Here is a 25,723-nt window from a genome sequence, read left to right as displayed (position 1 = left end):
CTCTCAACGTCTAAGTTGAGAGGTCTATCCCCTATGCCGATAAAGCTTGCTCCCTCGCGCCTCGCCATGAGCGCGGTCCTTTCCGCCACTTTGTTGATTGTGTCTGGCTGCGGGGGCGGCGACGGGAGCCCCACGCCGTCACCTACACCCGCTCCCCCTGCCAACAACGCGCCGCAGATTACATCGACGGCAAGTGCTTCGGTGGCCGAGAACTCCTCTGGTAGCGTGCTCACCATCACCGCGAGCGATGCGGACGGTGATGCGGTGACTTTCACTATTTCCGGCGGGGCGGATTCGGCGTTGTTCGCGCTCTCGGGTGGCACTCTGTCTTTTGTTGAAAGCCCAAACTTCGACGCTTTCGCCGACGCCAATCGCGACAACGCTTACGAGCTTACGGTGCAGGCTGATGACGGACGCGGTGGAAGAGTATCGCAGGATGTCACGATCACAGTCACAAACGAGCGTGAGGGTATAGCGGTAACGCGCATCCTCACGGGCCTAAGCGACCCAGTCGGTATGGCTGCGACTGGTCAGACTGCCCAAGAGATCATTGTTGGCATGCGCAATGGGACTTTCGTCCAGTTCGAGGGCACCCGTTCTGCGACCGATACTCCGCCCAACGCGGCAGATTTCTTTCCTTTCGGTCCGCTCGATCCCTCGGTTCGAATGCTTGACATCTCTTGGGGCCCCAGAAGCTCTGGCTACCCTGGATTGATCGGTATGTTCGCCAATGGCGTAAGCGTAGGATTGTCGAGGCCCGTCACAAATGGGGTCAACGAAAACGCAAACCTTGCCGTTGGCGATGGTCGAGATGTCAGTGGACAGATATTCTTTGACGGCAATCGTGAAGGCTACGCCGCGCTGGGCGATCCGGGGGGAACTGTCGCGCAACTTAGCGTTCCCCCTGCGGAGAACGGATTTGGCAAGCTGTTTAGGATGATCCCCGGCAGTGGCGCATCGACCCGCAATTTCGATGGCGAGGAGATTGGAAAAGGCATTCAATCGCCGGGCGGAATGGCGTTGATTGATGGCAATTTTGCACTTGCCGACCGAGGTTCAAGCGTCGCGCACGAACTAAACCTTTTCCCGATTAATGCCCGTCCTCTCAATTTCGGGTGGCCTTTTCTTGAAGGTGACCAAACACTCCAATCCGGTGCGCCCACCCCTCTTATCGGACCGTCGCTCGTTTATCCGGTTGGGACGGGTCAGTTCGAAGGGGCAGGCATTGTCATGGGCGCGACGTATTCCGGGGCAATCGCCGGGATTGATGGGCAGCTCGTCTTTGGTGACACCGATGGATCAATTTGGTCCATTCCCATCAGTGTCCTGACCGACGGGTTCTTACACTTTGCGGCTGATATCGAGCTTCGCACCGAGGACTTTCTTCCCGATGAAGGCTCCTTGGACGGCATCGTAGAGATCGTCGCCGACAGCAACGGCACGATATACATTCTCGATTCAGACGGCGAGGTCTTCCGGGTCGATCAGGCTTGATCGGACGCGAGGTCGGGATCGCGAGAGTTGGCGGCCGGGGCCTCTCCTTACCCCGACCGCCTATCGATCAGGCAGCGTCAATTGCGGCCTGATCGGTATCCTTGTCAGCCTTGTTTTCAGGAAAGACCGGCCACATCAATTGCTGGCCAAGTGTAGCGGGCGCGAGGTTCTCGACGCCGTAGCTTTCGGGATAGGCCCGGGTGATCTTCGCCGTGCCGAAAAGCACGTCCCAAAAGAACAGCAGGTTTCCGTAATTGCCCTTGTAGTTGGTCGCCGGATCATCCGCGTGGCGGCCATGATGCGCGTGGTGCGTGGAAGGCGTCGAGATAGTGCGTTCCACCACCCACATGATTGGTGAGAGCCACTTGATCTGATAAAGCGGCTTGTCCCACGCAACGTCGCTATGCGCGCCGATAATTACCGTCATCTTGACCACGATATATCCCGCATAGACCCACCCAAGGCCAAGATAGATCAGCGCGCCCGAGAACCACAGGCCCGGCATCATCGCATAATAAAACAGGTTGTTCCGGTAGACGAGCCGCATCGACATATAGCGGGCATTGTGGTGCGCGCGGTGCAGATTATAAAGCCAGGCAAAGCTGTGGCTCGCACGGTGCCACCAATATTGCGTCATGTCGTCAAGAACGAGGAACAACGCAATCGCGGCAAGGACATGGATTTCAGAAAGGGCTTCCGACCATTGCGGCGCGACTGCGCTCATGACTGAGAACGAGAGAAACAGGATCATCGGCTGCGTCACGACCAGAAGCGTGGCCATGCTGACCGCCTCGACGATACCGTCATCGCGGGTCTGCTCACCCTTTGAAAACAGATTGGACCGCCACAGCTCAAGCAGCCCGAAGCCGAGATATATGGCAAGGATCACGATCGAGTAGGTGGGCATAGTCGTCTCCTTTGACGTGCGATGGCCTACCCAGTATTCCCTCCATAGAATGCCAAATATCTTACATTCTTCCGCTCGATCCCTTTCGGCGCCGATGATGTTTGCGACCCTGCCCGAGACTTTGCAGGAGCAGCTTAGCGCATCTGCCCCGGAGCGCAGCTTTGACGCAGGCCAGATCATTCAGCAGCGCGGTGAGAAGGCGACGGGCTTCTGGTTGATTGCGGCGGGTTCAGTGGCTGTCGGCCAATATCTGCGTGATGGCGAATTTCGCGCTGTGGCTGTGCTCGGGCCGGGCGATTCCTGGGGTGAGCTGGCGATGTTTGCTGACCGTCCTCGAGTGGTCGACGCAGTCGCGCGCAGTGCGTGTCGTCTACGCTTTGTTCGCGATGCGGCGTTCGAAGCCGCGCTTGAAGAGAACCCAAAGGCCATGCGTTCGCTCCTTGGCGCATTGTCGGTGCAACTTCAGGAAGTGCTCGACATCACCACAGGCATCCGTAGCGGATCGGCGGCACCGCGTGTGGCTGGTCTGCTTGTCTCGCTCGCAAGAAGCAACGAAGAGTCAGCCACGATCCGCGTATCACAAAGCGAACTTGCCGAACTGCTCGGCCTGAGCCGAATGACCGTAAACTCGGCGCTTCGTGAGTATGAAGCGCAGGAGTTTATCCGCCGAAGATATGGCGGGATCGACGTGCTTGATCTGAAAGGCCTTGAGCTTGCTGCCAGCGCCTAGGCGCCGCGCACCTCGGTCGCTGAATCGCAGGCGTTGGATTCTCCTGCTTCGCCATCACCGCCTGCGAGCTGCGTAAACGCGATGAATCCGCCAACGACCAGAACCACGAACGCCGTAGTGACCCAGCCGAGATACTTGTCGATAATCGCTTTGATCGGCGCGCCAAAGACCTGGAACAGTACGCCGACAACCATGAATATCAACGCCCGGCCAGCGAGCGCAGCGAGCGTGAAGGTCAGTAGGTTCATCTCGATAAACCCGGCGGTGATCGTCATCAGCTTGAAAGGCACTGGTGTGCCCGCCGCAAAAAACACCGCCATCGCGCCCTGTTCGCGGATGTAGCATGCAGCGACCGGGAAGCTCTCGGTCAGGCCGAGGATGCCAATCACCCACGCACCGATTGCTTCGTATAGGAAGAAGCCGATTGCATAACCGAACAGACCACCCGCGACTGAAAAGAGTGTCGCAACGGTAGCAAAGCGCAGCGCTTTCTTCGGCTCAGCCAGACACATCAGGCCCAACAGAGGGTGCGGCGGGATGGGGAAGAAGCTTGATTCGATGAAGCAGAAGAACGCGAGCCACCACACCGCATGCGGGTGTGCAGCCTTGTCCATCGTCCAGTTGTACAGAGCTCTAAGCCACTTCATGGAATGCGTTTCTCCGAGAATTGATCGAAGCGCGCCTAAGCCACCCCCTGCCGAGGTGCAAGCATGATTATCTAACCCATATGGTACTTTTCTGTTGACATTGTCACGCTAAATGGTACTACTTGGGCATCGTCGCAAAATAGCGATTCGCCCAAACGACCATTGGCAGGCAGCCTCCACCACGGAGCGCTGCCTTTTTTCTTGCCGTTTCAGGAGATGCGCATGGCCAAAGCCGGCAAGAAGCAGATCAAGGTACCGCAGCATATGCGAGCTGATCTGCCAGGGCCGCTGCGCCCGCATTGGCAGAAGACCTTTCTGGATCATTTGGCCGAGAATTCAAACGTCAAAGAATCCGCAAACGTCGCTGAAGTCACATCCAGTGTCGCCTATCTTCATCGCAGGCAGGACCCCGAGTTTGCGCGGGCTTGGATGTTTGCGCTGTACGAAGGATACCTTCACCTTGAGATGGAGGTGCTGCGTCGCCTGCGCGAAGGGGACCTGCAAACCGAAGGCAAGGAAAAATACGACTTCGCCAATGCCATCCGCCTGCTAAACGCGCACCGCGACAACGCAGCTCGCGCGCAGGCAGAACAACGCAATGTCAGCGCGGCAGAGGTGCGCGCCTCGATCGACCAAAAAGTCGAAGCGATCCGGCAACAGATTCAGCGCGAGAAGCAACGTCGGGCGAAGAGTGAATGACGCAGCCACTCGAATGGCTCGCAAAGGAACCTCCTCAAACCCGGGACATCTTGTCGGATGCATTCGACAAAGCTGAGCGCGCTGAGTTCGCCTATCACTGGCACATGTTCGCGCGAGACGAGCAATTGCCTCCGCCGGGCGATTGGCGGATCTGGTTGATCCTTGCCGGTCGCGGCTTTGGAAAGACGCGCGCCGGGGCAGAGTGGGTGCGCAGCATTGCCGAGGCTGACGGCGAGGCACGTATTGCTTTGGTCTCGTCCTCGCTAACCGAAGCGCGCGCCGTGATGGTGGAGGGCGAAAGCGGTATCATCGCGTGTTGCCCGCCGGAGCGCAGGCCAGTTTTTGAGGCCTCTTTGAAACGTGTACGCTGGTCCAACGGGGCGCAGGCACAGCTTTACTCGGCGGCTGAGCCCGAGAGCCTACGTGGCCCGCAGCACAGCCATGCGTGGTGCGACGAAGTCGGCAAATGGCCGCTCTCGAATGAGAGGGCGACGCGGGCGTGGGATAACTTGCAGCTTGGCCTAAGACTGGGCGCAGACCCGCGCATCGCGGTAACAACAACGCCGCGCGCCGTGCCCCTAGTGCAGCGAATGGTGGGCCAGGAGAATAGCGATGGCATCGCGATCACACGCGGCTCGACCTATGACAATGCCGGCAATCTGCCGGTCCGTTTTCTCGAAGCGGTGGAACAGGAATTCGCAGGAAGCCAGCTCGCAAGGCAGGAGATTGGCGGAGAGTTGCTCGCTGATATCGAGGGAGCCCTTTGGTCGCGAACACTGCTGGAAAACGCCCGGGAGGCTGGCTCTGCATGCGAACATCGCAGGGTCGTGGTGGCCGTCGATCCTCCAGCTTCAGCGAGCGGTGACGAATGCGGTATCGTGGTCTCGGCGCTGGGCGAGGACGGCATAGCCCGCGTGCTGGCCGATTGTTCGATCGGCAACGCCAAGCCAGACGCATGGGCCAGCGCGACGGCTAATGCTGCGCACGAATGGAATGCCGACCGCGTCATCGCCGAGGCCAACCAAGGCGGTGCCATGGTCGAGAGCGTTCTGCGCGCGGCGGAGAGCAATCTGCCGGTAAAACTGGTCCATGCCAGCCGCGGCAAAGTCGCCCGCGCAGAACCGGTTGCCGCGCTCTATGCCGCTGGCCGCGTTAGACATTGCGGGACCTTCCCGCAGCTAGAAGACCAGATGTGCGGGTTGTTGACCGGCGGCAATTACGCCGGTGCCGGCCGCAGCCCTGACCGCGCCGATGCGCTGGTTTGGGCGCTAACGGAATTGATGCTGGGCCGCTCCGCCCGTCCGCGAGTGCTCGCGGTCTAACCAAGGAACTTTCATGGCATTTCTTGAAAACCTGTTCTCCGCCTTCAAGGGCGGGACGCCTTCGCGCGTCCCTATGGCGCCCGGCTTTTTGCAAGGGTGGTCGCCTGCATTCGATGCAGGGATCCCGGCCCGCCACTTCGACTACACATCGGCTGTACGCGACGGGTTTCTCACCAACCCCATTGCTCAACGCGCGGTTCGGATCGTCGCCGAAGGTGTGGGCCAAGCCCCCCTCACCAGCAATGATGATCAGATCGCCAAACTGGTCGCCGCGACAAGTGCGGGGCAATCGCTGATCGAGACACTCGCCGCGCATCTGCTGCTGCATGGCAATGGCTATGTGCAGATTATGAAGGATGCGAGCGGGAAGCCGGTGGAACTCTTCGCGCTTCGCCCAGACCGCGTCACCGTGAAGTCCGGTGCGGACGGCTGGCCCTGCGCGTTCCAGTATGATGTCGCCGGACACACCATCACGAAACCGCTTGAGGACGAGGATGGCTGGCCCAACATCATCCATATCAAGGCGATGCACCCGTTGGAGGACCACTACGGCGCCGGCGCTTTGGCGGCGGCGGCGCAGGCGGTGGCAATCCACAATGCGGCTGCCGAATGGAACCGTGCGCTGCTGGAGAATGCCGCGCGGCCATCGGGAGCTCTAGTCTACGAAACCGGTGACGGGGCAGGGCTGACGACCGATCAGTTCGAGCGGCTGAAATCGGAATTGTCCGAAGCGTTCTCCGGCTCGGGCAATGCCGGTCGTCCGATGCTGCTCGATGGCGGTTTGAAGTGGCAAAGCATGGCACTGTCGCCGGCAGACATGGACTTCGCCACTCTCAAGAGCGCCGCAGCACGGGAGATCGCGCTAGCCTTCGGGGTGCCGCCGATGCTGCTCGGCCTTCCGGGTGACAACACCTATTCCAATTACCGCGAGGCCAACCGCGCGCTTTGGCGGCTGACGTTGATGCCGCTGGCGGACAAGCTCCTCTCTGCGCTGCGTGAAGGCCTCCAGCCTTGGTTTCCGGACGCGCGGCTTGCGGTCGATCTCGATCAGGTCACCGCGCTTTCGGAAGACCGCGAACGCCTCTGGAAACAGGTCTCTGACGCCGACTTTATGACCCGCGCCGAGAAGCGACGAATGCTTGGTCTGCCCGATGAAGAAGAGTCCCAACCATGACCCGTCGTTCGATTCAGGAAGATATGCTCGCAGGCCTGATGGCGCAGGCGATCAAGGATGGCGCGGATCTCACGACTTTGCGCGCCATCGTCGAGGAAACCAGCGAGATTGCCGCTGCGCGCGTGCTCGAACGGCTGGGCCTCGCCGATAAAGACGCCGAAGACGACCTGGGTGAGCTACGCGAGCTGCTGCAGGCCTGGCGCGATGCCAAAACCAGCGCCTGGAGAGCGGTAATCGACTGGGCCGTGCGCGCCGCGCTCGCGCTGCTGCTGATCGGCATCGCTTTCCGGCTCGGCGTGCAGGAGCTGCTGTGATGGTGCGTTTCGCTGGCTACGCCGCTTTGTTCGACATCCCAGACGCTGACCGTGACGTGATCCGCAAGGGCGCGTTCGCCGATACGCTTGCAAACCGCTCCGACGCGCTCCCGCTCCTGTGGCAGCACCGTCCCGATCAACGCATCGGCAGTGTTGAGCTGGTCGAGGAAGATGGACGCGGCCTGCGTGTCATCGCCCGCATCGAAAAGCCCGAAAGTCGTGGGGCAAGGCTGCTTGAATGCGGAGAAGTCAGCGGCCTTAGCTTTGGCTACCGCGCCCGCACGGCACGCGACAGTGACAATGGCCGCGAATTGCTCGCCATTGACCTGTTTGAAGTCAGCCTTGTCACCCACCCGCTTCAGCACGGAGCCAGAATTCACATCGTCGCCTAGCCCGACCCAATGCTCGATTCCCACCGGCCGCCATCGGGGCGGCCTTTTTCATGCCCGAAAGAAAGGCCCAACGCCCTATGGATATTACTGTAACTTCGACCACAACCGCACCTGCCGAGGCGCTCGAAGAAAGCTTCGACATCGTCGCGCGTCAGGACCAGACCGAGGCCGATGTCAAAGCACTGCGCACAGATGTCGACGAGGTCAAAGCCCGCCTCGAAAAGGTTTCGCGCGCCGCATCGCGCCCGGCCATCGGCGGCACCGTACCGGCGAGCGCCGAAGTTAAAGGATTCATCGATGGCTATCTGCGCCGTGGCCGCGAAACAGAAATCAAGTCGATCAACGCGGTCAGCCCGAGCGATGGCGGTTATGCCGTTCCGCAGCAGATTGACGCGATCATCGCGCGCGAACTGAAAGAGATCAGCCCGCTCCGTTCACTTGCCCAAGTCGTGCAAACCGGCAGCTCTGGCTACCGCAAACTCGTTTCAACCGGCGGCACGGCATCGGGCTGGGCAAGCGAGGTAGCAGGACGGCCGGAAACCGACGCGCCCAACTTTGCCGAAATCGCGCCGCCCACCGGTGACCTCTACGCCAACCCGGCGGCCAGTCAGGCGATGCTGGACGATGCCGGCTTCGATCTGGAAAGCTGGCTCGCGAATGAAATCGCAGTGGAATTCGCCCGTGCCGAAGGCTCTGCTTTCGTCAGCGGATCGGGCAGCGACCAGCCCGAAGGTTTTCTCACCGCCCCGAACAGCACCGCAGAAGACGGCGTGCGCTCGTTCGGCACGGTGCAATACATCGGCTCAGGCGATGCCAGCGGCTTTGACGCTGCGCCGGATGCCAAGCTGATCGACCTCATCCACTCGATGAAGGCCGGCCACCGTCAAGGCGCGAGCTTTGTGATGAATTCCTCGACGCTGGCCACCGTGCGCAAGCTCAAGACCGCTGACGGCGCATTTCTGTGGCAGCCGGGTCTGGTCGAAGGTCAGCCTGATCGTCTGCTCGGCTATCCGGTGGTTGAAGCCGAGGACATGCCTGACGTGGCAGGCGGAGCCTTTCCAATTGCGTTCGGCAACTTCCGCCACGGCTATCTGATCGCGGAACACAGCGCGACCCGCGTGCTGCGCGATCCGTTCTCGAACAAGCCCTTCGTTCACTTCTACGCGACCAAGCGCGTGGGCGGCCAAGTGCTGGATAGCAACGCGATCAAACTGCTCAAGATCGAGGCATAGACGCCTCTTTTCCCTCCCCGGCCTGGTCGAGTGTCCCCCTTCTCCTCCCTTGCCGGGATCCTGCACCCGCGCCGCACGCGATAAGCGTTCTGTGCTCCAGCATGGCGGCGCGGGTGCACCCTTTCGACTTCAATCTGGGAGACCGCGATGCTGCGGACAATTGTGCAGCCAGCCGACCTGAGCGGCGACGCTCTGGCTGAGTTCAAGGAGTGGCTCGGCATCAGCCGACCGGGCGAAGACGCGATGTTGGTTGATCTGCTGGCTGCAAGCCTTGCCATGTGTGAGGCGTTTACGGGCCAGGCACCGATCGAGCAGCGCGTTGAAGAGCGCTTTCCGGCTAAACACGGGCGGTATTTTCTCGCATCGCGTCCAGTCCGTTCTTTGTTGTCGGTCGAAACGGTGAGTGAGGATGGATCGGGGAGCTCGATTGCTGGCGAAGAATTCCAGTTTGGCACCGAAGCGTCAGGTGTCGGAACGGTCGAACTCCAGATCACCGCTGACGCAGAATTCGTCGCGGTACATATCTTGGCTGGCATTGCACCGTCGTGGTCAGAGATGCCCAAACCCCTGCGCCAAGGGATCATCCGACTTGCTGCGCATTACTACCGCGATAGGGACAATGACAGCGCCGCCCAGCCTCCGGCCAGCGTGACCGCCATGTGGCGGCCGTGGCGGGTGATGAGGCTGACATGATCCAGGCCGAAGTCTCCTCCTCCGCGATGCGCGAACTGGCTCAAAGGCTTGAACTGCGCGCGGCGCAGGCAGGGGAGGCACACGCCATCCAGATCGAGAAAACCGCTCGACAAACAGGGCATCGCTGGCGCTCAGCACGGGCGCTTTGGCCCGACCTTTCCAGGGAGAAAAGGTGATGGAAAACCACTTGCGCGCAGCGCTGATCAGCTGGCTACGAGATGATCCTGCGCTCGCCGCAATCAACGCAATCGAAGAAGAAAGCCCGCTCAACGCGAGCGCACCATGGCTCGGCGTTGCTGCCAGCGCTTCCACCGATTGGGGAACGAAGGACCGCAAGGGCCGTGAGGTGCGCATCGCGCTAGAGCTCGAAAGCCGCGCCGATTCCGCCGATTCAGACGCCGCTATGATCCGCGCGATCGAGACACGAGTTCTCGACCTCCCCCCGTTTCACCCGGGGTTCGAGCTCGCTTCGATCCGCTTTCTGCGCGCCCGCAGCGAACGCCGACAGCACAATTTGCGCGGCGCGCTGCTCGAATTTCGCTTCCGAATTTTTGAACCCCAATAGGAGACCCTGCCATGCCCGCCCAAAACGGCTCCGCCTTCCTGCTCAAGATCGGCGACGGCGCTTCGCCGCCCGCTTATGAAACCGTCGCCGGACTTCGCACGACGCAGCTTTCCATCAATGGCGACACTGTGGTGGTGACGCACAAGGAATCCGGGGGCTGGAGAGACCTTCTTTCCGGCGCCGGCACCCGCTCGGTCTCAGTCAGCGCAGCCGGAATCTTTCTCGGCGGCGGTGCCGAGAGCGCGGTGCGCGCTCATGCGCTCGCAGGCACCATCGACGATTACGAGCTGTCGTTCGAAGACGGCGAGAAACTTCGGGGGCGCTTTCTCGTCCAGCGGCTTGATTACTCCGGCGACTTCAACGGTGAGCGCAACTACACACTTCAGCTGGAAAGCTCCGGTCCGGTTCTCCCCGTATGACGGCCTCTGCAAATCCCGTGCGCGGTGAAACCGAGTTTGCCGTTGGCGAAACGGTCTTTGTGCTGCGCCCGAGCTTTCAGGCTCTTGTCGCTGCCGAGCAGGATATCGGTTCGCTGTTTGCTCTGGTCGAACGCGCATCAGAGGGCGTTCTGACAGTTGCCGAAATTAGCGCATTGATCTGGCACTGCATGCCCAAACTCGACCGGCCTTCGCGTGAGGCGGTTGGTGAAACTGTCGTCGCAATTGGAGTTGTCGCAGCGACCAAACCGGTGCGCGCAATCCTGGGTGAGGTCTTGCAAGGCCGCGCGTGACCGAGACCTTCGCCGATGCCGGATCGCAATGGGCCAGCGTGTCAGCTCAGCTTCTCGGATGGCGGCCATCCGAGTTCTGGCAATCAACCCCCGTCGAGCTGTCAACAGCTTTGCGCGACCCAGCTGATCTCGCGGCGGCCAACGGCCCCAGCCGCGAACACATCGCCCAAATGATGGAGCGCGATAATCATGGATGACAATTTTGAAGAGCTCGTGATCGACGTGCGCGCCACAACCGATGGCTTTGCCGCTGATTTGGATAGCATGAAAAACTCGCTCGACACGTCGCTGGTCGATGGTTTCACGAGAGCGGGCAACATTCTGGAGCGCGGACTGATCTCTGCTCTTCGCAAGGGAAATCTTGGCTTCGATGACCTCAGGAAAACCGCTCTAAGCGCCCTGGATTCTATCGCAGCGCACGCCCTGAAATCTGGCCTGAACTCGTTGTTCGGAGGCGGTGACAGCGGCGATGGAGGCGGCTTTGGCGGATTGCTCGGTCAGGCATTTGGCGCCCTGTTCGGACTGCCAGGCCGCGCAACCGGTGGGCCCGTATCGCCCGGGCGTGGCTATCTTGTCGGCGAGCGAGGGCCCGAGCTCTTCGTGCCGACTTCAGCCGGACGCGTGGAACAGCACGGAGCAGTAGTTGGCGGCGGGCGCGACGTCCGTGTCGCCATCCAGCTCTCTACTCCGCGCGGCACTTCTGCGCCGACCGCCATGCAACGCTCATCCCGCCAGGTCGCCAGCGCAGTGCGCCGCGCAATCGCAAACTCGTAAGGACCCATCATGGCATTCTGGCTTGCACAGCGCCGCCACGCCCAAGAATCGAGCTATATCCAGCGGTTCGACCCACGCTTTTGGACTGTGAATTTTCCACGTCCAGCGATGGCCTCTGTGACCACTACAGGGCCAGACTCACTGCGAGTTGACGTGGAGCTCCATAACGAGGGCGAGCTTGTTGGCCTCATCTGGGATAGCGTCGATACACTCGACCACCCGCTTCTCGCCTACGAAACCAACCGTGATTATTCGCATACCAGCCTCAGTTTCCGCTGGAAATCTCAAGGCATCATCCCGCTGGATCAGCCCAATGGGCCAACGCTCACGATCGAGGGATATGACGAAGCCGACAATCCCAAGACCTGGTATGTTCGGCTGTGGAATTATGCTGATGGCACGCCGGAAAACGCTGTCATCACACTGCCATTTTCGAACCTCGAAAGCGGTTACGGGTTGCCAGGCGAACCCGTCGATCCATCACGGATCGACCGCATGTTCATCTCGCTGGTTTCGCCCGATTATGTGGCCAACAGCACGGTGCCTTTGGCAAGCCGCTTCAATGGCAGCGTGAAGGTAACCGACATCAAGGCCGACGGCGCCAATGCCATGCTTGAAATTGGCGACGTGATTGTTCCGCCGCATGGCGAACGCATGGCGACTGCCTATGATGATGCGTTCAATCAGACCCCTGCTCGGTTGATCCGAAGCATCATCGGCCTCGGATACCGCGATGATATCGTGCACTATGTCGGGATGAGCCACTTTATGCGGCTCGAACGGCAAGGTGATGGAGCGCTCTTGGCGACGACCACCGGAGAATTGCGGTTGCCAGCCAGCCGTTGGCATCTGAGTCTGTTTGATCAGGCGAAACAGAACGAACTCGAGGTCATCGCTTCGATCTCTTACGAGCTCTTTGACGCCTATTGCCCAGAGGGCTGGAAGCAAAGAACCGCTTCTGGCGACCCGGCTCAAACAGGTTGGACGCCGCCATCAACATTACTCTCGCCGGCGAATGCGGACGCCATGACGTGGCTGAAAGAGAGCACCCGCAACTTCATTGCGTTGCAAGAAGCAGTGGGCCTTCCGGTCCGTGTGCAAATAGGGGAGCCTTGGTGGTGGGTCACGCCAAGCAATGAGATATGCCTTTACGATACAGCAGCACAGCAGGTTTGGGGTGGTTCACCTCCGGTCATTAACGATGTGTCCGCGACGCTCGATGCAAATCAGACCGCCCTTCTTGACGCGGCGGGACAACTTCTGGCCCAGTCAACATCGGAGTTGACGACCGCCATTCGCACGCATGCATCAAGCTCGACGGAAGTCCTCCTGCTCGCTTTCACTCCAACTATCCTAAATCCTGAAACACCTGAGCTTTTTAGGGCCAATTTGCCGGTAGGCTGGGCTTATCCCGCGTTCGACCGGCTCCAGCTTGAAGATTATGACTGGTTGACCGAAGGGGCTGATGCTTTGCGACGCAGCGCCTATGCTTTCGTTGACGCGCGTCTGAACTATCCGATTGCAAATCAGGACTATCTGTCAGGTTTCGTCCTCAGTCCCGAGGATGCCGAGCAGTTCTGGCAGCGAATCGATAACGGGCTCGATGAAGCCACTGATCGCGATGTGACGCGCCGATACGTTTGGGCACTGCCTCAGGTTTCTCGCGATGGATACACCCGCTTACCCCCTGCTCTGGAGGACCAGATGGAACCGTTTGATGATGTGCTTTACCCTTTTGCATTGGGTCGAAACACCGCCGTTTCACCCGAGTTCTCAACCTCAGTCACTGTAACGGCCTCAGGCCATGAACGGCGCAATTCGCTTTGGACCGATGCCCGAATTCACTTTGATGTGGGCCCCGGGATCCGCTCTGAGACAGAACTGGCAGAGCTGATCGCGTTCTTTCGTGCTCGGAGAGGAGCAGCGCGCGGCTTCCGGATCAGCGACCCATTCGACCACAGTTCGAACGAGATGATCGGCGCCCCAAGGAGTACTGACCAGCTGATAGGAGTCGGCGATGGTCTGACAGCTGACTTCAAGCTCTCGAAGCAATACGGGCCGAGCAGCGAACCGCAGACCCGCAGAATTACCCGCCCCCGCGCTGAGACTTTGGTGATTTCTGTCGATGATCAGGAGACAACTGCCTGGACATTAATAGATTACGGAGTCGTCCGGTTTGAAACCGCCCCAGCGCCCGGAGCGGAGATTAGAGCCGGATTCCTATTCGACGTGCCAGTGCGCTTTGCCGAAGACCGCATCGATGTGTCCGGCGTGAACTTTGCCGCTGGAGAAGCTCCAAGTATCCCTCTCATCGAATTGCGGGAAGCGACATGAGGCAAGTCTTTTTCGACAGGCCATTGGATACGGTGGCAACCTTCTGGCGGGTCTACCGGCGCGATGGAATTATGCTTGGCTTTACCAGCCACAACCGCGACCTCGCGTTTGGTGGAATCGTTCATCGCGCCGCGCCCGGCATGGTGCCTAGCTCGATCAGGCTAACGGCTGACCTGACACCCGACAGCGCCGAAGTTGAGGGGGCGCTGAGCCATTCAACGATAACGGAGCGAGACCTCGCCGCTGGACTGTTCGACAACGCGGCCATAGAGATTGGCGCAGTCGACTGGTTCACGCGCGAGTATCAGGTGCTCTATTCGGGCCAGTTGGGTGCGATCGAAAATGATCAACGAAGCTTCAGCGCCGAACTACGCTCCGCCAAACGAATTCTTGAAAAGGACTTGGTGCCGCGGACCAGCCCGACATGCCGCGCATCATTTTGTGGCCCTGGCTGCAACCTCTCGCCATTGCCGTATCAAGCTATGCAAACAGTCACTGCAATCGATCTTGATGCCAATCGGGTGACGTTCGACATGATCAGCACCGATAACTTCCTCGATGGCCAAGTCAGGTTCTTGGGCGGGCCACAAGCCGGAGTGACCTTTGGAATCGTAGGGACAAATTCACAGTGGATGACTTTGGACCGCCAATTGTCCGAAAGCTTGACCCCGGGGACCACCGCCCAGCTTCGCGAAGGCTGCGATCACACTCTCAGCACATGTGCAACACGCTTCGGCAACGCGCTGAATTTCCGTGGCGAGCCTTTTCTGCCGGGCAATGATCTGCTGACTCGGTACGGCCAATCCACGGGATGACAGAAGGTGAGCGGCTGGCCATGGCCGCTGCGCAGCATGTTGGCGTTCCATTCAAACTTCACGGCCGAGACCCCTCTCTTGGTCTCGACTGCGTTGGCCTTGTGGCTGCCAGCCTTGAAGCAATCGGTCGCAAGCCAGCTGTTCCGCAAAGCTATCGGCTTCGTAATACGTCGATCAATCAATGGTTTCTTGATGCCGAGAATTCGGGTTTCTTCGAGACGTCTGGCACGATCCGCGCAGGCGACGTTCTTTTGGTCCGGCCCGGACCAGCACAGCACCACTTGATCATCGCCGCATCAGGGACCGAGGCGATTCACGCCCACGCAGGCTTGCGACGGGTCGTAAGCGAACCTTTGGCCAACGAGCTGCTGATCGCAAAACATTGGCGACTTATCGTCCCGGACAAGGAAACATAGATGGCAACCCTCGTACTTTCCGGACTGGGAGCCGCGTTTGGCGGACCACTTGGCCAAGCGTTTGGCGCCATTGTCGGCAACCAGATCGATCACGCAGTATTTGGCGGCGGAGAGAACCGCGAAGGGCCGCGATTGAAGGAGCTTGCGCTCACGACATCAAGTTACGGGCAACCATTGCCACGCCAATTCGGCCAGATGCGCGTTGGTGGCAGTGTGATCTGGGCAACCGATATCCAAGAGGCTTCGTCCAGCGAAGGAGGCGGCAAAGGTCAGCCCTCCACAACGACCTACAGTTACTCGGCCAGCTTTGCGGTCGCTCTCTCAAGTACGCCGATCACCGAAGTTGGCCGGATTTGGGCGGATGGTAACCTTCTGCGCGGTGCAGACGGCGACCTCAAGGCGGAAGGGGTCATGCGCATCCATCTTGGAGATGGCGATGGAGCGGCCGATCCCATAATCGCCGCCGATCGAGGGATGCAAGCACCAGCCTTTCGCGATTGCGCTTACGTCGTGTTCGAAAACCTAGCCCTAGCTGACTTTGGCAATCGCATCCCGTCCCTGACATTCGAAATTATTGGCGGTGAGAACGAGGTCTCGTTGTCACAAATCGTACCGGAGGCGGTTACGACAGTGACCGAGAACGCCCTACCTTACACGCTCGGTTACGCGGACGAAGGTGGCGACACCTCTCGTGCGCTAGCTGCAATCAATCGCGTACTGCCTCTGGCCTGCGTCACTGGAGCAGAAGGAATGACTATTGCCCCGATTGCTTCCGGGGCGGTGGCCGACTTCACGTTGTCCGAAGAATTGATCGGAGACGATAATCCCGACGGCCCAGAGCGCGGCAACCGGCGCGCCGAGGGACAAAGCGCCGCGCCCCTTGCTATTCGATACTACGATCAGGATCGCGACTATCAGCCGGGTGTTCAACGAGCCGTTGGCATGCGGCCCAATGGCATCGAAAGCATGGTTGACTTGCCCGCAACGATGACATCGGCAGGGGCCAGAAGGCTCATCAGCGAACATGCACAACGCAGCAGGTGGCGCAGGGAAAGAGTCACTCGGCGAGTAGGGTCTCTCGACACTCGCATAGTACCGGGAACCCTGACCCGGATCTCAGATTCGCCTGGAGTATGGCGCGTCCTCAGCTGGGAATGGTATGACCGAGGCGTTGAGCTTGAACTCGAGCGCGTGCCGCCGGTCAATCAAACTCAGTTTAGCTCTGATCCGGGCGATTACCCTCAACCAGTTGATGTGCTCGATCCGGAGACAATTCTCGACTTTTTCGAGGCCCCAAGCGACGGGTCAACCGAGCTCAACAGGCCAATTGTGCTTGCTGCAGCAACGTCACAAACCGCCGCATGGCGCGGGGCTCAGCTCTATGCCGAGCAAGGCACTTCTCTCACCTCAATAGCTCGAGCTGCGCCGAGGCGTGCGGTGGTCGGACAGCTAGCTGCTCCATTGGGAGGATCAGATTCGTTATTGCTTGAACCCAATGCAAAATTTTCCGTCGAACTGGCAGGCGAGGGGTTGAGCTTCGAGCCGACCGATATTGCTGGTCTAGCGAACGGGCTGAACCGATTGATGATAGCTGATGAGGTATTGCAGTTCCTCGATGCGCAACAAGTGGGCGAACGGACATGGGAACTTTCCGGGCTCTTGAGAGGAAGGGGTGGGACAGAAGACGCGGCGCTCCTTGGCCACCCCAATAACGCGGAAGTCGTGCTGCTCGACAATAGTCTCACATCACTAAGTGCTTCGGATCAGCAGGCCATTTCCGACAGTCGTATTGCCGCGATTGGCAGAGGCGACTCCGAAGCCGTGTTTGCCAATTTGCGAAATGCGGGTCTGTCACAGAGACCTCTTTCTCCAGTCCACCCTCGAAAGGTTGAGCTTGCAAATGGTGATCGGGAATTCTGCTGGACTCGTCGCGCACGGGGAGCCTGGTTGTGGCTGGACCAAGTGGAAACTCCGCTCAACGAAGAGAACGAACAATATCTCGTTGGGCTGGGAGATACACTTGATCCGTTCGAGACATGGACTGTTTCAGAACCTGAGATTGTGTTTGCCCAAGCCGAGCGAGCGGCGCTTCAGAGCGACTACGGCGCTGCTCCACTTTGGGTGCGGCAAATCGGCACCTTCTCTGCTTCGCCCGCTCTCTTTCTCGCTGATCTCGGCTAACTCAGAGGACTCAAGATGCCTGCTCCAAACGCCTTCAATCACACAACACAGCACCAGAATTTGCCCTTGCTGTTCTCAGGGCAGTCTCAAAAGGAATTTTTTGTTAATCAGGCGCTTACTATTGTCGACGCACTCCTACCAAAAAATGTTGTGTCGTCTGTCAGCGCTCCTCCACCCAACCCTGCAGAAGGCAGTGTCTTTCGGGTCACGGCCTCAGCCAGCGATGCTTGGTCCGGCGAAGAAGATTCGCTGGCGGTTCGCGTCGGCGGTGCTTGGCACTTTGTCAGACCACAAGCTGGTATGCAGGTATTTGACCAATCAGCACAGCAAGCACTCGTTTTCGTGGCACAGTGGGAGAGCGCCAATACTGTAGCGGAACCAAGCGGCGGCACTGTTGAGGACCTGGAAGCAAGAGCCGCGATAAGCGAGCTAATTCAGCAATTAGAGCGGATCGGTCTGCTCACGTGAACATGCTTTGCGATATGATTCTCTTGTGGGATCCACTCCCCGAAGTATCTCGCGAGTGCGCTGAAGTGACAATTTCTGAACAAAATCGGGTGAATCGCGGCATTCTTGCAACAGTGATCGCCTATTGATTGCTTGCCTCGTAAGGGGTGAGAAGTTAGAGACTATCCAGAGCCTCACTTCGCTAAAAAGGGGAAAATAAGAATGCGCAAGTTCGTCATTGGAATGGCGATGGCTTCGACAGCACTCACTGTGCCAGCAACTGCCCGTGAAGGTCAGTGGTACATTGAGGGTAGTGGCGGTGCCATGATCGTCGAAGACGTTGAATTGGACGTGGATGGTAACCTGAACGACGCCGAGCTCGGCTTCGAGCGTGGTTACGATTTTGGTGCAGCTGTTGGCCACGACTTCGGAGCTTTCCGCCTCGAAGCTGAAGCCAGCTACCGCGCCGCGGACCTCGACACAGCACAAGCCGGCGCTGCTGGGCTTGTCGCCACCAACATTCGCACTCAGACACAGTCGACTTGGGCGGCTGCTGGTGAGATCAACACGCTGAGCTTCATGCTCAACGGTCTTTTTGACTTCGGTCCAGACGATGGCCTCCAGGGCTTCTTCGGCGGTGGTATCGGTGTTGCTCGCGTTGACGTGGACGGCACCATCAACACCACTGGTCCGGGCTTCGTTGATGACAGCGACACTGGCCTCGCATGGCAACTGCTCGCAGGCGTTCGCGCCCCGATCAGCGACAGCTGGGATGTCGGCCTTCGTTATCGCTATTTCAAAGCTGAAAACGTAAGCCTCGTCGACACCCGCGGTCTTGGCCTTGAAGGTGACGTTGCATCGCACTCGCTGCTCGGCACGATCACTTACAACTTCGGTGGTGAGCCGGAAGCTCCGCCTCCGCCGCCGCCGCCACCGCCACCACCACCTCCTCCGCCACCACCTCCACCGCCACCGCCACCGCCGCCACCGCCGCCACCGCCGCCGTGCAACACTGGCCCGTACATCGTATTCTTCGACTTTGATGAGTCGGCGATTACTGATGAAGCGGCTCAGACGTTGAACCAGGCTGTTACGGCATACGCCAACTGCGGTACTGCGAGCGTGATGCTGGCAGGCCACACTGACCGTGCAGGTAGCGTGAGCTACAACATCGGCCTGGCTGAGCGTCGCAACGAAGCTGTTGCTGGCTATCTGGCTGGTAAGGGCGTCCCGGGTTCGCGCATTTCGAGCGCTGCTCTGGGTGAATCGCAGCCACGTGTTGCAACGCCAGACGGTGTCCGCGAGCAGGAAAACCGTCGCGTCGAAGTCAACTACGGACCTGGCTCGGGCATGTAAGCCTAGCCTACCGTAGGATAAGATTAGGGGCCGGAGTGATCCGGCCCCTTTTCTTTTGCCTGCTTTCAAAGCTGCAGTTGGCACCCGGACTGATCTGAAATCAGAGTGTCGGTAAGGCCTGACTGCGACTGAAGGCCCGACCTTCTTTGATTGCCCCAACAAACGATCGCCTCGCCTTCGTTGGTGTTGAAACGAATGAAAACTGCCGACCTATCCAAAGGGCGACTGATTGCAGTAAAGTGCGCGAGTGAACCCACAAACGCCATCTAGCCAATGCCCACGGCTCTTTTGTTCTGACCACCGGTGTCAGCCACTAGTTGAGGAAAGCACACCGATGTAACGGTCGGCGTGCGACCGATCAGCTTCGCGCTTCGCTGAACCCTGCTTCACCAGCCGCGTTCGCCCGCTCGATCATCGTTGCTGCCGCTTTTGGCACCAGACGGATTGCTGCGATCAGCAAGGCAAGACCAATCGGGGCGATCCAAAGCGTGGCCAGAACTCCCTTAGACAAATCACCATCATTGGTCGCTGAAACGTATCCAGCGAGATATGGGCCGAGCGCCAAGCCCACCAAAGTCGTTGCCAAGAAGAATGTTGCCGTCGCAGTGCCCCGCATTCTCGGCAACACCAGTGACTGGCTCGTCGCGGCCGCCGCGCCCAATGCCGACGCAGCAAGAGCGCCCACGATGATATTCAGCAGGATAAACAGTGTCCAACTTTCGGTTGTGTATTGCACATAGGCGAACGGAAGTGGACTAAGCAGACCGAAGAGGATGACCCAAACACGTCCTGACGGTGTTCTTGTCAGCAAGAAGTCGGCCATGCGGCCGCCCAGGATGACGCCCAAAAATCCGCCCGCTGCTCCGCCACCGCCCAGCAGGAACCCGAGTTCTGATTTGCTAACGCCCGGGAATACTCGCTCCGCGTAAGGTGCGCCCCAGTACGACGCCGAATACGCCATAAATGCTACAGTCCCGTATCCAAGGATCGTACATAGGAAAGCAGGGGAGCCCCAGGTCAGTGCAAATGTTGGATAATCGCGCTGACGAAGTGCACAGGCCCACGAAAAGACCGAGTAATATCCAATGGCAAGCAGAAACCATTGATCCGTGATCTGAGGCAAAATCAGCCCAGGGCCAGAACCAAGCACGATCGTGAGGCCGTAGCCTGCGGCCAACAATGCTATTAGTGCGGTCACATTGATAGCGAGTGCGCTCGCTCCACGCGACGCCGCACCCAAAAATGTAAAGGGCGGGATGATGGTATAAAGCTCGCCCATAAACCCGCGAAACGGAGCAGGGTCTTCAGGGGTGGTAATGCCATCAATAGCCCCGCGAACGGGTTCTTTCAGGGTCGCAACCCATATCGCAAGCAACAGGCCCGGAAGACCGACGGCAATAAAGGCTGCTTGCCACCCTTTCAGACCCAGCATCGGGTCACCGGCCGGGAATGCATCGTTCCATCCGTCGACAATAATCCCGCCGATTGCCAGCGAGACACCGCCGCCAATGTAAAGGCCAGAGCTGTAAATCGCGAGCGCCGTCGCACGGATGCGTGCAGGGAACCAATCGGAAATAAGCGAATAGGCAGAGGGGCTTGCGGTTGCCTCGCCGACCCCCACACCGATCCGAGCGACCGTCAGTGTCGCCGCATCACGCGCAAAACCAGAGAAGGCGGTCATGGCCGACCAAAGGGTAAGGCCCAGCGTCATTAGCCTCACGCGTTTCCAACTGTCCGCCAGCCTTCCTAGTGGAATGCCAAACAGCGCATAAAAGATCGCAAATGCCGTGCCATATAAGAAGCCGAGATAAGCGTCGTCGACACCCAGATCGGCTTTGATGTCATTGGCCAAGATCGACAGGATCTGCCGATCCACAAAATTCAGCACATAGACGAGCACCAAAACGCTAAGCGCGTACCAGCTATAGGCCGGGACCTTTTGATCATCTTGGTCCGGCTGCTCCGCAATTTGGTCACTCAACGAAAGGTCTCCCAACTTTCTTTATGCAGTGGTGGCAGATCAAACGTCTTCCAATCACGCTGCATAAAGTGTGCTATCGGTTAATCCCGCTTCCGCAAAACCCTTTTTGCGAAGACGGCATGAATCGCACAGGCCACAGGCTATCCCGTCGTCCGTTGGATCGTAGCAAGACCAACTCCAAGACGGGTCGAGACCAAGCCGAATACACTCCTTCGCAATGTCCGCCTTGGTCATATCTTGGAGGGGAGTGTGAATTGTGAACGGTGCACCCTCAACGCCGGCCTTGGTGCCCAACCGTGCAGTTTCGGTAAAGCTCGCAATAAATTCAGGCCGACAATCCGGGTAACCCGAGTAATCTAACGCATTCACCCCAATGAACACGTCCCTCGATCCGGCCGACTCAGCACAAGCAGTCGTTAGTGCGAGGAACACCAAGTTGCGCGCAGGCACATAAGTGACAGGGATGTCATCCCCTACGCCGGTCTTCGGCACATCGATTTGATCAGTGAGCGCTGAGCCACCGAATGCTGTGAGATCAAGCGCAATCTTGATCTGGGAGACCAGACCGAGTTCTTCCGCGATCCGTTTTGCTGATTGCAATTCCAGCCGATGCCGCTGCCCATAATCTACTGTCAAAGCGCGGACAGCAAAGCCCTGCTCTTTCGCAAGCGCCGCAGTGACCATCGAGTCCAGTCCCCCGGACAACAATACGACCGCGGTCTGCTGGGATTCTTCCTGTGTCATGGGAGCTTGATTAACGTCGCTCACGCCTGACGCAATGCAAACGACAGATAATCGCTATCGGCAAACACCCGTCCGGCGGGCTTCGGCATTGAGAAAGAAGTCTCTGCCATCTTTGCTGCCCTGACTGGTGATCTGGATTAGCGTGCTGGTTTCGCGGCGGAGATCGGTCCGCGCATAATCATTGCCACGGCATTTGTATTGCACAGCCGACTTGGTCGCCTCGTTCTGAACGACGATCTGGTTGCACGTAATCCCCTCGTGACGGATCTGGATCAGCTCACGGCCACTTCGCACACAGACTTTTTTCGACGGAGAGCCATCGCGGAACGTGATGGTCCATTCGCCCTTTGCCAGCGTATCCAGCATGGCAAGCGAACCAGTCTGTGCGAGAGCCGGAATGGCAAATACAGCAAGTACGGCGCCTGCAAGGGCGACCCATCTCTTTCGTAATTGCTTCAATCGGTTAAACATCTCTGATCCTTGGCAGTTTGCCACTTTAATCTAACATTGCTTATGCCAGCAGGGCGATGAAGTGTTGCTGAACAGCGACGAAGCGTTAGATCTCGAGCACAAATTCTTTCGAGCAAAACGCGCAGTCGACCACGATGTTTCCTGCATCGTCGCGCATAGCGTCCTGTTCGCCCTTCGGAAACCGAGCGAGCACCTTGTGATAATGCTCGGCGCTGCACCGGCATCCGCGCTTCAATGAAGCCCCAGGCTGCACCCGCACTTCGCCTTCTTCGTGGAACAGTCGCCACACCAGCGCCTCCATCGAAAGTGCTGGGTCAAGCAGTTCTTCGTGACTCATCGTGCTCGCCAACGCCAAGACATGCTCCCAATCGGGATGATCGTCGCGCACGTGCAGTCGCTCGCGCCCCTCCTCACCATCGGCCAGGTGCTGAACCAGCATGCCTGCTGCGACCCCGCCCGCTGGTGTTGACCGGCTGGCGAACTGGATGAGCGTAGGCACCTGTTCGGATTGGACGAAGTAGCTCTCACAAGCTTGCGCCAGAGTGTCTCCTTCAAGCGGGACAATACCCTGATAACGTTTGCCAGCGCCGGTTTCGAACGTGATGGCCAGATACCCTTCACCGAACAGCGCGCTGAGCACGGGGTTGGCGCCGAGGGCTTCAATCTGATCCGCGTCGAATTCTGCATAACCACGCATTTCGCCGCCGCGATAATCGCACACGAGCAGTTGCACGGGGCCTTGCTTGGTCTGGGCCTGCATGGTCAGTTGGCCGCTCTCGCCCTTTAGCAATCCACCCATGAGTGCACCAAGCACCAGCGCTTCGCCGACCAGATGCTTGATCGGCGCTGGGTAATCGTGGGCTGAAAGGACTGCGTCCATAACCGCATCAAGCCGCACGACTCGGCCGCGAACGTTTCGCGCTGGCAGTGTGAATCCCAAGAGCTGATCGGCGAAGGTTTCCGCTACATTTGATGGCATTTGCTTTTCCATGTGGCGCTATATGGTGCGCTCACCGGCGATCTTTAAGGCCTTGTGCGCCAGGAGCTTTCGCCCAAGAAGCTCAAAGCTGGCCAAAGCTCCACAAGAGCACCGACTTCTGAGCGTGAATGCGGTTTTCTGCCTCATCGAAGACCACTGACTGTGGGCTCTCGAACACGTCCTCGCTCACTTCTTCGCCGACATGCGCGGGAAGGCAATGCAGGAACAATGCATCCGGCTTTGCCTGCTTCATTAGGGCGCGGTTGACCTGAAAAGGTTCCATTGCAGCGCGCTTCTCATCGGCGTCCGCCTGACCCATCGAAATCCAAGTGTCGGTGACCAACACGTCGGCCCCGGTGGCAGCTACTTCGGCATCGCTTGTCAAGGTGACTTGCGCCCCCGCTGCCCGTGCCCGCTCTACTACGCATGCGTGTGGCTCAAAGCCCTTTGGGGTCGCAACGCGCACATTGAATTTCATCAGTCCTGCAGCGTCGAGAATGGACGTCAGCACATTGTTGCCGTCCCCAAACCACGCGAGTTCGAGACCCGGCAGGCTTTTTCCATGCTCGATTACCGTCAAAAGGTCGGCAACGATCTGGCACGGGTGAGATTGGTCTGTGAGACCATTGATCACCGGCACCGTCGCATGCCGGGCCATTTCTTCGATCTTGGCGTGATCATCTGTCCTCAGCATGATCGCATCGACCATTCGGCTAAGCACACGTGCCGTATCGACGATGCTTTCCCCGCGACCCAGCTGGCTTGAGCCCGTTTCAAGGGTGAGGACACTGCCCCCCAACTGCCGCATGGCGATATCAAAGCTCACCCGCGTGCGGGTCGAATTTTTCTCGAACACCAGCGCTAAAACACGGTCTTTCAACGGGGCATCGGCATCGGGTTTTCCCTTGGCCCAATCTCCTCGCGCGCCTTTCCGATCAATGGCGTCATTGATCATCGCCGCAATGCCATCGCCTCCCGCATCTGCGAGATCAAGGAAGTGACGTTGCGCCATTACGCTGGTTCTGGCACCTTGAAACTGGCTGCACCTGCCGAGAGCTTTTCGAAGAATTCGTCGATTTCTTCATCATCGATAACCAGCGGCGGCAACAGACGCAGAGTCTGATCGCCAGCAGCCACAGTAAGCAGCTGATGATTGTCGCGAAGGTGGACGAAGAAAGGCCGGCTTTCGACTTTCATCCGGATACCAAGCATCAAGCCCTTGCCGCGAACGAATTCGAACAAGTCGGGATAGTTGCCGATAAACTGTTCAAGCCGTGCGCGGACGCGCTCGCCTTTTTCGGTCACGCCGGCGAGAAACTCTTCGTTAGCCACCGCGTCCATAACCGCGCTGCCAGCTGCCATCGCAAGCGGATTGCCACCGTAGGTGGAACCGTGCGTGCCGAAGGTCATACCGCGCGCTGCTTTCTCGGTTGCCAGCAGAGCACCCAGCGGGAAACCACCACCAATGCCTTTTGCAGAAGCAAGGATGTCCGGCTCAATCCCGTAATGCTCGTAAGCATACATTGCGCCTGTGCGCGCGACGCCGCATTGCACTTCATCAAGAACCAGCATCAAATCATGCTCGTCCGCGAGCTTGCGCAACCCCTGCATAAACTCAACCGACGCCGGGCGAATACCGCCCTCTCCCTGAATGGGCTCGACCAGGAAGCCTGCGGTGTTCGGGCCGATAAGTGCCTTCGCAGCCTCGAGATCATCAAATTCACAATACTTGAAACCATCAAGCAGCGGCGAAAAGCCGTGGTGCATCTTGGTCTGGTTTGACGCGCTGATCGTCGCCATTGTGCGACCGTGAAAGGCATTGGTGAAGGTGATCAGCTCATAACGGTTGGCATCGCCCTCATCGCCAGCATTCTGGTGATAGGCGCGCGCGCATTTGATTGCCGCTTCTACTGCCTCAGCTCCCGAATTGGTGAAGAACACCGAATCAGCGAAGGTGTTGTCGACCAGTTGCTTCGCCAACTTCTCGCCTTGCGGGCTGCCGTACAGGTTCGACACGTGCATCAGCGTTTCCGCTTGGTTCTGGATCGCCTCGATCAGACCTTTGTGTGAATGGCCAAGAAGGTTGACAGCAATCCCGCTGGCGAAATCGAGATAACGCGTACCGTCCTCATCAATCAGGTGGCAATGCTCGCCGCGGACGGGCCGCACACCGCAACGCGGGTAAACCGGCATGAGCGCAGATGTCGACATAGATGATCCCTGCAAGTTTAGGGGCTGTTGCCCTCTATCTGAAAAACAAATGGCGGCCCGATCAAGAGCCGCCACTGCTATTTTGATAAGGCCGCTCGATCATAAGGTCAAACGG

At 58.8% G+C, this 25,723-nt stretch carries 29 protein-coding genes; 21 read left to right on the top strand and 8 right to left on the bottom strand.

The annotated features are described in order from the left end of the window. Positions 1 to 33 precede the first annotated feature (33 nt). Positions 34 to 1,494, top strand: coding sequence for an Ig-like domain-containing protein (locus tag AC0V6K_RS07770; RefSeq protein WP_486172599.1), 1,461 nt, complete (start codon positions 34 to 36; stop codon positions 1,492 to 1,494). A 67-nt stretch (positions 1,495 to 1,561) separates the two neighbouring features. Here AC0V6K_RS07770 and AC0V6K_RS07765 read toward each other — a convergent pair whose 3' ends face one another. Beyond that, positions 1,562 to 2,401 (bottom strand): sterol desaturase family protein, encoded by an 840-nt coding sequence (locus AC0V6K_RS07765; RefSeq protein ID WP_472621012.1) that lies wholly within the window; start codon positions 2,399 to 2,401, stop codon positions 1,562 to 1,564. A gap of 94 nt (positions 2,402 to 2,495) precedes the next feature. On the opposite strand from AC0V6K_RS07765, the gene AC0V6K_RS07760 reads away from it, so the two are divergent. Then, the gene (locus AC0V6K_RS07760; protein ID WP_472621010.1) at positions 2,496 to 3,131 is read left to right on the top strand and encodes a Crp/Fnr family transcriptional regulator; all 636 of its coding nucleotides are present in this window, start codon (positions 2,496 to 2,498) and stop codon (positions 3,129 to 3,131) included. Here the strand turns inward: AC0V6K_RS07760 and AC0V6K_RS07755 are convergent. After that, complete coding sequence (locus AC0V6K_RS07755; protein WP_472621008.1) at positions 3,128 to 3,778, bottom strand: YqaA family protein; 651 nt, start codon at positions 3,776 to 3,778, stop codon at positions 3,128 to 3,130. The two genes, AC0V6K_RS07760 and AC0V6K_RS07755, sit on opposite strands and share 4 nt — an antisense overlap. A 222-nt stretch (positions 3,779 to 4,000) precedes the next feature. Here AC0V6K_RS07755 and AC0V6K_RS07750 point away from each other — a divergent pair, with 222 nt between their 5' ends. The 19 genes from AC0V6K_RS07750 to AC0V6K_RS07660 all read left to right on the top strand — a co-directional run bounded on the left by AC0V6K_RS07750 (position 4,001) and on the right by AC0V6K_RS07660 (position 19,222). After that, complete coding sequence (locus tag AC0V6K_RS07750) at positions 4,001 to 4,477, top strand: hypothetical protein (protein WP_472621006.1); 477 nt, start codon at positions 4,001 to 4,003, stop codon at positions 4,475 to 4,477. Further along, the gene (locus tag AC0V6K_RS07745; protein WP_472621004.1) at positions 4,474 to 5,799 is read left to right on the top strand and encodes a DNA-packaging protein; all 1,326 of its coding nucleotides are present in this window, start codon (positions 4,474 to 4,476) and stop codon (positions 5,797 to 5,799) included. The genes AC0V6K_RS07750 and AC0V6K_RS07745 overlap by 4 nt, the downstream gene beginning before the upstream one ends. A 13-nt stretch (positions 5,800 to 5,812) precedes the next feature. Continuing rightward, positions 5,813 to 6,973 (top strand): phage portal protein, encoded by a 1,161-nt coding sequence (locus tag AC0V6K_RS07740; RefSeq protein WP_472621002.1) that lies wholly within the window; start codon positions 5,813 to 5,815, stop codon positions 6,971 to 6,973. After that, positions 6,970 to 7,287, top strand: a complete 318-nt coding sequence (locus AC0V6K_RS07735; protein WP_472621000.1) for a DUF6127 family protein — start codon at positions 6,970 to 6,972, stop codon at positions 7,285 to 7,287. Before AC0V6K_RS07740 ends, AC0V6K_RS07735 begins: the two co-directional genes overlap by 4 nt. Further along, complete coding sequence (locus tag AC0V6K_RS07730; protein WP_472620998.1) at positions 7,287 to 7,679, top strand: HK97 family phage prohead protease; 393 nt, start codon at positions 7,287 to 7,289, stop codon at positions 7,677 to 7,679. The genes AC0V6K_RS07735 and AC0V6K_RS07730 overlap by 1 nt, the downstream gene beginning before the upstream one ends. A 77-nt stretch (positions 7,680 to 7,756) precedes the next feature. Beyond that, complete coding sequence (locus AC0V6K_RS07725; protein WP_472620996.1) at positions 7,757 to 8,911, top strand: phage major capsid protein; 1,155 nt, start codon at positions 7,757 to 7,759, stop codon at positions 8,909 to 8,911. A 147-nt stretch (positions 8,912 to 9,058) separates the two neighbouring features. Beyond that, the gene (locus tag AC0V6K_RS07720; RefSeq protein WP_472620994.1) at positions 9,059 to 9,604 is read left to right on the top strand and encodes a head-tail connector protein; all 546 of its coding nucleotides are present in this window, start codon (positions 9,059 to 9,061) and stop codon (positions 9,602 to 9,604) included. Next, positions 9,601 to 9,780, top strand: a complete 180-nt coding sequence (locus tag AC0V6K_RS07715; protein WP_472620992.1) for a hypothetical protein — start codon at positions 9,601 to 9,603, stop codon at positions 9,778 to 9,780. Before AC0V6K_RS07720 ends, AC0V6K_RS07715 begins: the two co-directional genes overlap by 4 nt. Beyond that, complete coding sequence (locus AC0V6K_RS07710) at positions 9,780 to 10,169, top strand: DUF3168 domain-containing protein (RefSeq protein ID WP_472620990.1); 390 nt, start codon at positions 9,780 to 9,782, stop codon at positions 10,167 to 10,169. The genes AC0V6K_RS07715 and AC0V6K_RS07710 overlap by 1 nt, the downstream gene beginning before the upstream one ends. A gap of 11 nt (positions 10,170 to 10,180) precedes the next feature. Then, on the top strand, positions 10,181 to 10,588 hold the full coding sequence (locus tag AC0V6K_RS07705) for a phage major tail protein, TP901-1 family (RefSeq protein ID WP_472620988.1): 408 nt from the start codon (positions 10,181 to 10,183) through the stop codon (positions 10,586 to 10,588). Then, complete coding sequence (locus AC0V6K_RS07700) at positions 10,585 to 10,899, top strand: GTA-gp10 family protein (protein WP_472620986.1); 315 nt, start codon at positions 10,585 to 10,587, stop codon at positions 10,897 to 10,899. Before AC0V6K_RS07705 ends, AC0V6K_RS07700 begins: the two co-directional genes overlap by 4 nt. Beyond that, the gene (locus AC0V6K_RS07695) at positions 10,896 to 11,096 is read left to right on the top strand and encodes a phage tail assembly chaperone (RefSeq protein ID WP_472620984.1); all 201 of its coding nucleotides are present in this window, start codon (positions 10,896 to 10,898) and stop codon (positions 11,094 to 11,096) included. The genes AC0V6K_RS07700 and AC0V6K_RS07695 overlap by 4 nt, the downstream gene beginning before the upstream one ends. Further along, a complete protein-coding gene (locus tag AC0V6K_RS07690) occupies positions 11,089 to 11,673 on the top strand; it encodes a tail tape measure protein (RefSeq protein ID WP_472620982.1) in 585 nt (194 codons plus the stop codon). The genes AC0V6K_RS07695 and AC0V6K_RS07690 overlap by 8 nt, the downstream gene beginning before the upstream one ends. A 9-nt stretch (positions 11,674 to 11,682) precedes the next feature. Continuing rightward, positions 11,683 to 14,007 carry a DUF2460 domain-containing protein gene (locus tag AC0V6K_RS07685; protein WP_472620980.1) on the top strand — a complete coding sequence of 775 codons (2,325 nt, stop codon included), beginning with the start codon at positions 11,683 to 11,685 and terminating at the stop codon, positions 14,005 to 14,007. After that, positions 14,004 to 14,822, top strand: coding sequence for a DUF2163 domain-containing protein (locus AC0V6K_RS07680; protein ID WP_472620978.1), 819 nt, complete (start codon positions 14,004 to 14,006; stop codon positions 14,820 to 14,822). Before AC0V6K_RS07685 ends, AC0V6K_RS07680 begins: the two co-directional genes overlap by 4 nt. Beyond that, entirely contained in the window at positions 14,819 to 15,238 is a 420-nt protein-coding gene (locus AC0V6K_RS07675) for an NlpC/P60 family protein (RefSeq protein WP_472620976.1), read from the top strand. Before AC0V6K_RS07680 ends, AC0V6K_RS07675 begins: the two co-directional genes overlap by 4 nt. Beyond that, on the top strand, positions 15,239 to 17,419 hold the full coding sequence (locus AC0V6K_RS07670; RefSeq protein WP_472620974.1) for a phage tail protein: 2,181 nt from the start codon (positions 15,239 to 15,241) through the stop codon (positions 17,417 to 17,419). It abuts the gene before it with no gap. Positions 17,420 to 17,434: 15 nt separating this feature from the next. Then, a complete protein-coding gene (locus AC0V6K_RS07665) occupies positions 17,435 to 17,887 on the top strand; it encodes a DUF2793 domain-containing protein (RefSeq protein ID WP_472620972.1) in 453 nt (150 codons plus the stop codon). Positions 17,888 to 18,088: 201 nt separating this feature from the next. Next, positions 18,089 to 19,222: an OmpA family protein gene (locus AC0V6K_RS07660; RefSeq protein WP_472620970.1), complete on the top strand. Its 1,134-nt coding sequence runs from the start codon at positions 18,089 to 18,091 to the stop codon at positions 19,220 to 19,222. A gap of 358 nt (positions 19,223 to 19,580) precedes the next feature. Here the strand turns inward: AC0V6K_RS07660 and AC0V6K_RS07655 are convergent, their stop codons facing one another. The 6 genes from AC0V6K_RS07655 to AC0V6K_RS07630 all read right to left on the bottom strand — a co-directional run bounded on the left by AC0V6K_RS07655 (position 19,581) and on the right by AC0V6K_RS07630 (position 25,608). Further along, entirely contained in the window at positions 19,581 to 21,203 is a 1,623-nt protein-coding gene (locus AC0V6K_RS07655; protein ID WP_472620968.1) for an MFS transporter, read from the bottom strand. 54 nt (positions 21,204 to 21,257) lie between these two features. Next, positions 21,258 to 21,947, bottom strand: coding sequence for a 7-cyano-7-deazaguanine synthase QueC (queC, locus tag AC0V6K_RS07650; protein ID WP_472626071.1), 690 nt, complete (start codon positions 21,945 to 21,947; stop codon positions 21,258 to 21,260). Positions 21,948 to 22,001: 54 nt separating this feature from the next. Further along, positions 22,002 to 22,418: a hypothetical protein gene (locus tag AC0V6K_RS07645; protein WP_472620966.1), complete on the bottom strand. Its 417-nt coding sequence runs from the start codon at positions 22,416 to 22,418 to the stop codon at positions 22,002 to 22,004. An 85-nt stretch (positions 22,419 to 22,503) separates the two neighbouring features. After that, positions 22,504 to 23,409 (bottom strand): Hsp33 family molecular chaperone HslO, encoded by a 906-nt coding sequence (hslO, locus tag AC0V6K_RS07640; protein ID WP_472620964.1) that lies wholly within the window; start codon positions 23,407 to 23,409, stop codon positions 22,504 to 22,506. 70 nt (positions 23,410 to 23,479) lie between these two features. Continuing rightward, a complete protein-coding gene (gene argF / locus AC0V6K_RS07635; protein WP_472620962.1) occupies positions 23,480 to 24,409 on the bottom strand; it encodes an ornithine carbamoyltransferase in 930 nt (309 codons plus the stop codon). Further along, positions 24,409 to 25,608: an aspartate aminotransferase family protein gene (locus AC0V6K_RS07630; protein WP_472620960.1), complete on the bottom strand. Its 1,200-nt coding sequence runs from the start codon at positions 25,606 to 25,608 to the stop codon at positions 24,409 to 24,411. Before AC0V6K_RS07630 ends, argF begins: the two co-directional genes overlap by 1 nt. Between the last annotated feature and the right edge of the window lie 115 nt (positions 25,609 to 25,723).

The sequence above is a fragment of the Erythrobacter sp. S43 genome (assembly GCF_057364955.1).
Note: the sequence above shows the minus strand (reverse complement) of the source record. Positions and strands in the feature narration are given on the sequence as shown.